The 10,529-nt window shown below is 66.6% G+C and carries 10 protein-coding genes; 3 read left to right on the top strand and 7 right to left on the bottom strand.

From position 1 onward, the window contains the following. Positions 1 to 44 precede the first annotated feature (44 nt). From RDU12_RS07190 to RDU12_RS07160, 7 genes are all read right to left on the bottom strand, one after another. Positions 45 to 1,532 carry a replicative DNA helicase gene (locus tag RDU12_RS07190; RefSeq protein ID WP_300290935.1) on the bottom strand — a complete coding sequence of 496 codons (1,488 nt, stop codon included), beginning with the start codon at positions 1,530 to 1,532 and terminating at the stop codon, positions 45 to 47. Positions 1,533 to 1,650: 118 nt separating this feature from the next. After that, positions 1,651 to 1,938 carry a hypothetical protein gene (locus RDU12_RS07185; RefSeq protein WP_300290937.1) on the bottom strand — a complete coding sequence of 96 codons (288 nt, stop codon included), beginning with the start codon at positions 1,936 to 1,938 and terminating at the stop codon, positions 1,651 to 1,653. Between the two features lie 213 nt (positions 1,939 to 2,151). After that, positions 2,152 to 2,736, bottom strand: coding sequence for a 50S ribosomal protein L9 (rplI, locus tag RDU12_RS07180; protein ID WP_300290939.1), 585 nt, complete (start codon positions 2,734 to 2,736; stop codon positions 2,152 to 2,154). Position 2,737: 1 nt separating this feature from the next. Continuing rightward, positions 2,738 to 3,013 carry a 30S ribosomal protein S18 gene (gene rpsR, locus RDU12_RS07175; protein WP_168048961.1) on the bottom strand — a complete coding sequence of 92 codons (276 nt, stop codon included), beginning with the start codon at positions 3,011 to 3,013 and terminating at the stop codon, positions 2,738 to 2,740. Positions 3,014 to 3,025: 12 nt separating this feature from the next. Then, positions 3,026 to 3,415, bottom strand: a complete 390-nt coding sequence (gene rpsF, locus RDU12_RS07170) for a 30S ribosomal protein S6 (protein ID WP_183251372.1) — start codon at positions 3,413 to 3,415, stop codon at positions 3,026 to 3,028. A 190-nt stretch (positions 3,416 to 3,605) separates the two neighbouring features. After that, positions 3,606 to 5,501: a hypothetical protein gene (locus RDU12_RS07165; RefSeq protein ID WP_308684345.1), complete on the bottom strand. Its 1,896-nt coding sequence runs from the start codon at positions 5,499 to 5,501 to the stop codon at positions 3,606 to 3,608. 260 nt (positions 5,502 to 5,761) lie between these two features. Next, positions 5,762 to 7,147 carry a serine hydrolase gene (locus RDU12_RS07160; protein ID WP_308684344.1) on the bottom strand — a complete coding sequence of 462 codons (1,386 nt, stop codon included), beginning with the start codon at positions 7,145 to 7,147 and terminating at the stop codon, positions 5,762 to 5,764. A 289-nt stretch (positions 7,148 to 7,436) separates the two neighbouring features. On the opposite strand from RDU12_RS07160, the gene RDU12_RS07155 reads away from it, so the two are divergent. The 3 genes from RDU12_RS07155 to clpA form a co-directional block, all read left to right on the top strand. Continuing rightward, on the top strand, positions 7,437 to 7,928 hold the full coding sequence (locus RDU12_RS07155; protein WP_300291570.1) for a phasin family protein: 492 nt from the start codon (positions 7,437 to 7,439) through the stop codon (positions 7,926 to 7,928). A gap of 247 nt (positions 7,929 to 8,175) precedes the next feature. Continuing rightward, positions 8,176 to 8,508, top strand: a complete 333-nt coding sequence (gene clpS, locus RDU12_RS07150) for an ATP-dependent Clp protease adapter ClpS (RefSeq protein WP_300291569.1) — start codon at positions 8,176 to 8,178, stop codon at positions 8,506 to 8,508. Between the two features lie 14 nt (positions 8,509 to 8,522). Beyond that, positions 8,523 to 10,529 (top strand): ATP-dependent Clp protease ATP-binding subunit ClpA (clpA, locus tag RDU12_RS07145; protein WP_308684343.1); only part of this gene is annotated, 2,007 nt, incomplete at its 3' end.

Below are 10,529 nucleotides of genomic sequence, written 5' to 3'. Positions count from 1 at the left end.
GGGGACCGCGTAGCGGTCCCCCTCCCCCAAGGGGGGAGGGCTTTTCAGTCGCCGTAGCTGTCGTAGCGCTGGCCTTGGGCGAGGTTGCCGAACTTCGTCGTGTCGGCGTCGAACGACAGTTTGACGATGCCGATCGGGCCGTGGCGCTGTTTGCCGATGACGACCTCGGCCTGGTGTTTGAGGCGGTCCATGTCCTCCTGCCACTTCAGGTGCTCCTCGGTGCCCTCGCGCGGTTCGGCGCGGCCAAGGTAGTAGCTCTCGCGATAGACGAACATGACGCAGTCGGCGTCCTGCTCGATCGAGCCCGACTCCCGCAGGTCGGACAGCTGGGGCCGTTTGTCCTCGCGCTGTTCGACCTGACGCGACAGCTGCGACAGGGCCAGGATCGGCACGCTCAGCTCCTTGGCCAGGGCCTTGAGGGCGCCGGTGATCTCCGACACCTCCTGCACCCGGTTCTTCTGGCTGTTGCTCTCGCCGGTGGTGATCAGCTGCAGGTAGTCGACCACGATCAGGTCGAGGCCGTGCTCCATCCGCTTGAGGCGGCGGGCGCGGGCGGCCAGTTTGGACATCGACAGGCCGCCGGTGGCGTCGATGTACAGCGGGCTTTCGCCGATCTCGACGGCGGCGTCGCGGATCTTGCCGAAGTCGGCGGCGTCGATTTCGCCCTTGCGCAGCTTGTCCGACGACACGCCCGAGGCGTCGGCGAGGATACGCATGGCCAGCTGTTCGGCGCTCATTTCCAGACTGTAGAAGGCCACCACGCCGCCGCTGACGGTCTTGCGGCCCTCGGGGGTCGGCTCCCAGCGGTAGTTGCGGGCGACGTTGAAGGCGATGTTGGTGGCCAGCGCCGTCTTGCCCATCGACGGACGGCCCGCGAGGATCAGCAGGTCGGACGGATGCAGGCCGCCCAGTTTCTGGTCGAGGTCGTCGAGGTTGGTGGCCAGGCCGGCCAGCTTGCCGTCGCGCTGATAGGCCTCGGCGGCCATCTGCACGGCGCCGGACAGGGCGGTGGAGAAGCTGACGAAGCCCGAGGAGGGCTTGCCGGTCTCGGCCAGGGTGTAGAGCTGCTGTTCAGCGGTCTCGATCTGGTCGATGGCGGCGGTTTCGGGCTGGGGCGCCTCCTTGATGATCTCGCCGCCGATGCGGATCAGGTCGCGGCGCAGGGACAGGTCATAGACCACCCGGGCGTAGTCGGGGGCGTTGGCCGCCGGCGGCGCGCGGTCGACGAGGTCGGCCAGATAGCGCAGGCCGCCGAACTCCTGGAAGGCCGGGTCCTGCTTGAAGCGCTCCATCAGGATGGTCGGCTCGGCCAGCAGGCCCTGGCGGACATGATCCTCGATGGCGTCATAGAGCCGCTGGTGGAAGGGCTCGTAGAAATGGGCCCCGCGCAGGCGGTCCGACAGGCGCTCGAACACCGCGTTGTCGAACATCAGGCTGCCCAGCAGCGCCTGTTCCGCCTCGAGGTTGTGGGGCAGGGACGGGATGGACGAGGGGTCCATCGGCGGGAAGGAGACGGGGGCCAGGGCGTTCATTGGGCTCATGTCTTACCCATGCGCGCGGCCTGCGTCAGTCGCGGACGTAAGGCCGTCTAGGGATAAGTCCGGGCTATTGTGGGCGATCCGGAATTCCGTAGCCGGATCAGTTAACGGCTCAGCCGGCGCACGGATACCGCGACGCCATCCAGCTGCGGATGCCGTCGGTGACGGTCATGCGCTGGCGGCGCGCCTGCGGGATGCCGTTCAGGTAGTCGAGCAGCTGCCGGGGATTGAGATTGATGTTCTCGGGCGGGCAGGCCGGCGGAGTCCGGTTGGCGGCGCGGGCGTCCCGGATCTCGCGGCCGACGGCGTTGAACGCCCGTTCGGCCTCGCCCTTGAGCCGGTGCGCGTCGGGCCGCAGCATGGCGGTGGCGTTCAACGGTATGCGGTTGGCGCGGGTCACGAAGGACTCCAGCGTTCCTCCGGACTGGGCCGCGGAGGACCCCGCGACGAGAGAGGCGGCGACAACGGCCGCAATCATTCCTGCACGCATGACGACGCCTCCCGGGCTCCAGCCAGAGCGGCGATATATGGGGCAAAGTGAGACACGCGCAAGAAAAAGGGCGCCGCCGTCGCCGGCAGCGCCCCTTCGCAGTCTTCAGCCGTCTGGACGGGCTCAGGCTTCCGAGCCGAGGCCTTCCTGCTGGCCGGCGCCGCCGGCGATCATGTCCTGCGCCGCTTCCATCGCTTCCGCGCGGTCCTGGTCGTAGGCGGACTTGATCACGTCCTCGCCTTTCGCTTGACGCTCGGCTTCGTCGACCGAACGCGCGATGTTGATCTTGACCGTGGCGGAGACCTCGGCGTGCAGGCGAACCTGCACCTCGTGGACGCCCAGGGTCTTGATCGGCGTGTTGAGCACGACCTGCGAGCGCTCGATCTTGCCGCCCTCGGCCTGGACGGCCTCGGAGACGTCGCGACCGGCGACCGAACCGTACAGCTGACCCGTTTCACCGGCTTGCCGGATCATGACGTAGGTCTGGCCGTCGATCTTGTCGGCGATCTTCTGCGCTTCGGACTTGTTCTTCTCGTTGCGGGCCTCGATGGCGGCGCGGTCGAGTTCGAACGCCTTCAGGTTCGCCGACGTGGCCCGACGGGCCTTGTCGCGCGGCAGAAGGAAGTTGCGGGCGAAGCCGTCCTTTACAGTGACGACGTCGCCGATGGCGCCGAGGTTCTCGACGCGTTCAAGCAGAACGACCTTCATATCACTTCACCACATAGGGCAGGAGGGCCAGATAGCGGGCGCGTTTGATGGCCTTGGCCAGTTCGCGCTGCTTCTTCTGGGAAACGGCGGTGATGCGCGACGGGACGATCTTGCCGCGCTCGCTGATGTAGCGTTGCAGCAGTTTCACGTCCTTGTAGTCGATCTTCGGAGCGTTGGCGCCGGAGAACGGGCACACCTTGCGGCGACGGTAGAAGGGGCGGCGGGCGGGGCCGGAGCCGGCCGGCGCGCCCGGCGACGGGGCAGTCGTATCGGTCATGTTCCGGGTTCCTTAGTCAGCGGCTTCGGCGGTGGCGTCTTCGCGCGGGGTGCGCTCGCGCTCACGTTCACGCTCGCGCTCGCGGCGGGCCAGCAGCGGCGACAGCTCCAGGTCGAGCTCCTCGACGCGGACGGTCAGCCAGCGCAGCACGTCCTCGTTGATCGACAGCTGACGTTCCACTTCGGCCATGGCGGCGGGCGGGCAGTCGACGGCGAGCAGCGAATAGTGCGCCTTGCGGTTCTTCTTGACCCGATAGGTCAGGTTGCGCAGACCCCAGTACTCGATCTTGGCGACGGAACCGCCGCCTTGCTCGATCAAGCCCTTGATGGTGTCGTTCAGCGCTTCGGCCTGTTGCGCGCTGATATCCTGGCGCGACATGACCGTGTGCTCGTAAAGAGCCATGCGGTGGTCTCCCTTGGTGGGCGTCGGCGCGGGGGGACCGGGTAAGTCCTGTCCCACGATGGATCCTGAAGCGGCGGCCGGGATGACTTCCCGAACCCTTTGGAACTCCGCGTCAGGACCGAAGCCCTGGAAAGGCGGCGCGTATAGGGGAAAAGCCGGACATCGGCAAGGCTGCGCCTGGTCCCTTTGGTCAGAAGTTCCGCCTCACGCTCAGATAGACTTGGCTGGTTCCGAGATTACGCCTGGTTTCAGTATATATCGGCGCGCCGACGTTTCGCGGCGCATCGAAAAGGGTGAAGTCGCTTTCACTGTCATTGGCGATGAACAGGCCGCCCGAGACACTCAGCCGCGCGTCCGGCCGATAGGTCAGGCTGACCTGCCCCGTTGGCCGTGACCGGAAGTTCGAGACGAAGCTGGGGCCAAAGCTGCGGCCTTCCGATCCGCTGTTGATCCCCACGTTCCAGCTGATCCGCTGGGCGACCAGGTTCTGGCCCAGGCCCGCGGACCATCCGAACGGCTGATCGCCCGACAGGCGCCGTCCTTCGAATGTCACAGGATCCGTGGTCTCAGACCATCGGTAAAAGACCTGGGCGGTGAACAATCCGCCCTCGAGACCCCAGCTATCCAGAGGGATTCGACCCGACAGCGAGGCCTTGTCGCGGGTCGCCCCGCCCACATTCCGGGTAATATTGTACGGACGCGGCGCTCCTCCGCCTGGAGGAACCTCAAGGACAACGACGGACCCCAGGATTTCGTCCATGTCTTCGTGCGTGAACTCGGCCACCAGAGACCCCTGGGTTCCGAACAGGCGCTCGTACCGGAGACTGCTTAGCCAAGTCTGCGCCGGCCGGATGTCGGGATTGCCTCGCCCATAGATGCCGGTCGAAAAGGCGGCGGAGGCGGTGAATGCGCCGAACGACAGCTGGTCGACGGTCCTCTCGAACTTGAAAGTCAGCGTGTTACGCGGGGCCACCGTCCAGGTGGAGACCATCCGGGGCTTAAGGAACTGCAAGGCGGTTTCCCCTGCGCCCGCTGATCCCGTCGCGATGATGCGCGACAGTTCGTACCTCAGATTGGCTTCGACGGTCAGGTTGGGCCGCGCCGACCACCTGGCAGTGACAAAGCTCTCGTTGCGGAATTCCTCGACGCGGGTGTCGTCGCCCGGCAGAGGCAGGGGGCTGCCGTCAAAGGTGTAGGCCGTCGCAGACTCCACCCAATTGAAGGCGAACTCCGTTCCAGTCTCGAGACTGACATCCCCCAAACCCGTTTCCAGCGGAGCGAACTTCAGCGAACCCGAGCCGATAGTTTCGCCGGATCGTTGCTCGCTGATGGTCCGGGCGGTGAAAATGGGAGTGTCGAACGCCCCGAAGTTTTCATTCTCCGTGATCGACTGGAAGCCGACCAGCTCAAGGTTCATCCCCCGGGGCAGACTGCGGGTCCAGCGAAGTCCGGCCTCCCCCCGCCGCCGCACGCCGTCCGAGCGATTGTCTTCACGCCCCCCCGGCACGATCAGGGTGTCGGTCCCTTCGAAGAGGTTGTCATTCTGGCTGATGAGTGCGTTGGCGCGAAGGCGACCCCCGGCCAACGGGCCTTCGTACACGCCGGTCGCGTCCATAGTCTGAAAGGCGACCTCGCCGTCTTCCAGCCCAATCAACAGAATGGAGCCGTCGGGCGAAAACCGCTGCCGCACACTATCCGACTCCAGAGATGCGCTGGACCAGCGAAGAGAGCCGTCCATTGACCGCCCGTTTCGCTGGCGCTGACCCTGGATCGAAACGCTCGGCTGGAAACGCCCCTGGTCGGTCAGGGTGAGGCCGGTCGAAACTGAACCGGATACCCCCGCGTCGGGCTTGCGGATGACGTTCGCCACCACCGCCTTGCCCTGCATGTCGACGCCGCCGGCCCCGCCCCGGACAACGTCGATCCGCTGCACCTGCGATGCGGGAATGCGCGACAGGACGGTAGCGAGGCTGTCGCTGCGCGTCACCGGCCTTTCGCCATCGATCAGCACGTTGCCGGCAGTCCCGGCAAAGCCTCGAGCCGTGGTTCCGCCGTCGAACTGGAAGCCGGGGATCCGAGCGATCATATCCAGCGCCGTAACGGGCCTGTATTCAGCGAAGAACACTGGTTCATACGGGGTAACGTTGTCTGCGCCTGTGGTCGCAGGGGTTTGCGCCACCGCCGCCGCTGCGAGGACCAGCGCAACCGAAGTCGACGCCAGCCCCGCAAGACTCCTGCCTGCCCTCATCACCCGCCCTCCATTTCAGGCGGAGCGTTACCGGCGATTGTGTCTGATACGGGGCGGACTCGCGCGTCGGTAGTTGGTCGCTTTCGGGCGGGACAGATTTACTGCGGCCGAACCACCATGCAGGTGACGCGGCGCTCGGCCAGGGTGGCGCAGGCGGCCTGGGCGGCCTGTTCGCTCATGCCGGTGAAGCGCGAGCGGTACCAGCCCTCGGCGTTCTGGACCGTGCGCTCGGCGGCGGTGAACTGGCTGCGGAAGCGCCGGTTGACCTCGGTCAGCCAGTCGCGCGCCACCGTCTCGTCGCGGAAGGCGCCGACCTGCACGGCCCAGCGGCCGGCGGTCTCGCGCACCGTCTCGCGCGCCGGCGTCGGTCGGTTGCCGGGGGCGCCGTTCAGCGAGGCGGTGACGTCGGCCGGACCCTCGGCGCGCATCAGGGAGGCGACGGTGCGGCTCTCGGACGGGGCCGGCGTGACCCGCGTCGGCTGTGGCGGCGCGGAGGGCAGGGCGGCGTAGCTGACGGCGTTCGAACCGACCTCGCCGTCCTCTTCGCCGGCGACCTCGGCGTACTGGACGGGGCCGGAATTGTCGGGGCCGACGCCGAAGCCCTTCTGTTCGAAATAGGTCTGGGCCACCTGGATCGTCTGGCCGGCGCGACGCAGCCGTTCGACCTCGAAGCCCGTTTCCATCAGCTCGGCGACGTGACTGTTGCGGCTCGCGGTCGACCGGCCGCCGAGGACGATGGTGATCAGTCGCCGGCCGTCCCGCACGGCCGAGGCCGCGAGGTTGTAGCCGGAGGCGTTGGTGTAGCCGGTCTTCATGCCGTCGTAGCCGTCGCCCTGGCGGAGCAGGCCGTTGGTGTTGCGATATTCGCGGCCCTGATAGGCCCAGTCATGCAGACCGAAATAGCGGTAGTACTGCGGGTAGTCGCGCATCACCGCCCGCGCCAGAATGGCGAGGTCGCGGGCCGAGGTCACCTGGCGCGCGTCGGGCAGGCCGTTCGGATTGACGTAGCGGGTCTGGGTCATGCCCAGCTCGCGGGCCTTGAGGGTCGCCTGCGCGGCGAAACGATCCTGGGAACCGCCGACGTGCTCGGCGATGGCCATGGCCATGTCGTTGGCGCTGCGCACCGCCGTGGCCTTCATTGCGTCGTCGAGGGTGATGGTCTGACCGGCGGCGAGCCCCAGCTTCGAGGGCGGCTGGCTGGCGGCGCGGGGCGAGACAGTGATGACGTCGTCCAGCTTGACCCGGCCTTCGGTGAGCGCCTCGAACGCCAGGTACAGGGTCATCACCTTGGTGATCGAGGCGGGATAGCGCCGGCTGTCTGCGTGACGCGCGAACAGGACCTCGCCCGTTTCAGCATCGACCACGATGGCGGCGTAGCGGGTGTTTTCCTGGGCGGCCAGCGGCGGCGTCGTGGGGACCACCGCGAGGGCGATGATCAGCAACAGCGACAACAGACCACGGCGGATCAGAGAAAAGAACGGCAAGCGCAGGCCTCATACATTCATTAGCGCGACGGCGGCCCCACCACGCGACGCTGACGAAAGGCTATCATGCGTCATCGGGGTTTCGTGACGGTAAACAAGCCGTCAACGGATTTGTGAAGCGTTCTCTCCTGTCAGGCGGGATTCGCCGCATTGTGACAATATGGTGCAGTGCACAATATCCCTTGACCTTTGTTCGCAGTTGCACCATATGAGCCTCTGTCGCGGTGGCATCGCTCGCCGCGGAACAGTCACAAGCGGCCCAAGCCGCGACAGGTTCAGGAGAGACACCATGGCCGACAGCGCCGAAACCGTGAAGAAGACCGTCGAAACCGCCACCGCCCAGGTCAAGGCTTCGGCCGAGAAGGCCCAGGTCCAGGCCGAGAAAATGCAAGCCGCCGGCGCGCAGGCTTTCCGTGAAGCCGCCGACAAGTCGGTCGCCGGCCTGACCGAGCTGAACGCCGAGGGCAAGAAGAACCTTGAGGCCGTCGTCGCCTCGGCCGCCGCCGCCCAGAAGGGCGTCGAGGCCATCTCGGCCCAGACCGTCGCCTACGGCAAGAAGTCCTGGGAAGACGGCGTCGCCGCCGCCCAGTCGCTGGCCCAGGCCCGTTCGGTCCAGGAAGCCCTCGAGCTGCAGACCAACTGGGCCAAGTCGGCCGCCGAATCCTACCTGGCCGAAGTCACCCGCATGACCGACATGTTCACCGCCTCGGTCAAGGACAGCTTCAAGCCGATCAACGAGCGCGTCACCGCCTCGGTCGAAAAGTTCCAGGCCGCCCGCTAGGTCTGAACCGACAGTAAGCGTTCGAGGGGCCTCCGGAGCGATCCGGGGGCCCTTTTGTTTGCCCTAGCGTTCGCCGCGCGGCGGCTCACTGCTTGAGGGCGGACGTGCGCGGAGCGCCAGGCCGCGTCGGGTCGGGAGATCCCGAAGGGTCGACGACCGCGGCCAAACATAAAGCTGTGACTGGACGCGCCTTCAAATCACGCCATCATCCCCTATCTGTCCATCGACTCCCACACACGGACAACGAATGCCGCCGTCACGTAAAGTCGGTGATCAGGAGGGAGGCCTCGGGGCCGCCACCGTCACCGAAACAAAGCCGAAGCTTCAGAAGCCCTCGCTGTATCGGGTGCTGATCCTGAACGACGACTACACGCCGATGGAATTCGTCATCTACGTGCTGGAGCGGTTCTTCCAGAAGAGCCGCGAGGACGCGACCCGCATCATGCTGCACGTGCACCAGCATGGCGTCGGGGTCTGCGGCGTCTTCACCTACGAAGTGGCCGAAACCAAGGTCGCCCAGGTGGTGGAGACGGCGCGCCGTCACCAGCACCCGCTGCAATGCACGATGGAAAAGGACTGAGAGGAACCTTTCAAATGCCGTCATTTTCGCGTCCTCTCGAAGAGACCCTGCACCGCGCCGTCCACTATGCGAACGAGCGCCGGCACGAGTACGCCACGCTGGAGCACCTGCTGCTCGCCCTGGTCGACGACCCGGACGCGGCCAATGTGATGACCGCCTGCAACGTCGACCTGGCCGCCCTGAAGACGGCGCTGACCCTGTACGTCGACACCGACCTGGCGGCCCTGGCCACCTCGGACGGCGAGGACGCCAAGCCGACGGCGGGCTTCCAGCGCGTGATCCAGCGGGCCGTGATCCACGTCCAGAGCTCGGGCCGCGAGGAAGTCTCGGGCGCCAATGTGCTGGTCGCCATCTTCTCGGAGCGCGAGAGCCACGCCGCCTATTTCCTGCAGGAGCAGGACATGACCCGCTATGACGCGGTCAACTATATCGCCCACGGCATCGCCAAGAAGGCGGGCGGCGAAATGCGTCCGGCCCGGTCGGGCGCGAGCCCCGAGGACGCCGAGGACGCCGCCGCGGCCAAGACCGGCGGGGAGGCGCTGGAGGCCTATTGCGTCGACCTCAACGAGAAGTCGCGCAACGGCAAGATCGATCCGCTGATCGGCCGCCAGGCCGAGGTCGACCGCGCCATCCAGATCCTGTGCCGGCGCACAAAGAACAATCCGCTGCTGGTCGGCGATCCCGGCGTCGGCAAGACCGCGATCGCGGAAGGCCTGGCCCGCAAGATCGTCAATCACGAGGTGCCGGACGTGCTGGAAGGCGCGACCATCTACAGCCTCGACATGGGGGCGCTGCTGGCCGGCACCCGCTATCGCGGCGACTTCGAGGAGCGGCTGAAACAGGTCGTCAAGGAGCTGGAGACGCACGACAACGCCATCCTGTTCATCGACGAGATCCATACGGTGATCGGCGCCGGCGCGACCTCGGGCGGGGCCATGGACGCCTCCAACCTGCTGAAGCCGGCGCTGGCCTCGGGCAGCCTGCGCTGCATGGGCTCGACGACCTACAAGGAGTACCGCCAGCATTTCGAGAAGGACCGGGCCCTGGCCCGCCGCTTCCAGAAGATCGACGTCAACGAGCCCACGGTCGAGGACACGGTCAAGATCCTGAAGGGGCTGAAGACCTCCTACGAAGGCCATCACAAGCTGCGCTACACCGACGCGGCCATCCGCACGGCGGTCGAGCTGTCGGCGCGCTACATGACCGACCGCAAACTGCCGGACAAGGCGATCGACGTCATCGACGAGGCGGGGGCGTCGCAGATGCTGCTGCCGGAATCGAAGCGCAAGAAGGTCATCGGCCAGAAGGAGGTCGAGGCCGTCATCGCCCGCATGGCCCGCATCCCGCCGAAGTCGGTCAGCAAGTCCGACACCGAGGGGCTGCGCGAACTGGAGCGCGACCTGAACCGCGTCGTGTTCGGCCAGTCCTCGGCGATCGAGCAGGTCTCGGCGGCGATGAAGCTGGCCCGGGCCGGGCTGCGCGACCCGCAGAAGCCGATCGGCGCCTTCCTGTTCAGCGGTCCGACCGGGGTCGGCAAGACCGAGGTGGCCAAGCAGCTGGCCGCGACGCTCGGCATCGAGATGCTGCGCTTCGACATGTCGGAATATATGGAGCGACACACCGTCAGCCGGCTGATCGGCGCGCCTCCGGGCTATGTCGGCCATGATCAGGGCGGGCTGCTCACCGACGCCGTCGACCAGCATCCGCACGCCGTGGTGCTGCTGGACGAGATCGAGAAGGCCCACCCGGACGTCTACAACATCCTGCTGCAGGTGATGGACAACGGCCAGCTGACCGACGCCATCGGCAAGAAGGTCGACTTCCGCAATGTGGTGCTGATCATGACCACCAACGCCGGCGCGGCCGACAATGCGCGGGCGGCCATCGGCTTCGGCCGCGGCAAGGTCGAGGGCGAGGACGAGAAGGCCATCCAGCGGCTGTTCGCGCCGGAGTTCCGCAACCGCCTCGACGCCATCGTGGCGTTCAAGGCGCTGGACGCCGACACGATCCGGTCGGTGGTG

Source organism: Brevundimonas sp., assembly GCF_031082345.1.
Lineage (GTDB): Bacteria > Pseudomonadota > Alphaproteobacteria > Caulobacterales > Caulobacteraceae > Brevundimonas.
Note: the sequence above shows the minus strand (reverse complement) of the source record. Positions and strands in the feature narration are given on the sequence as shown.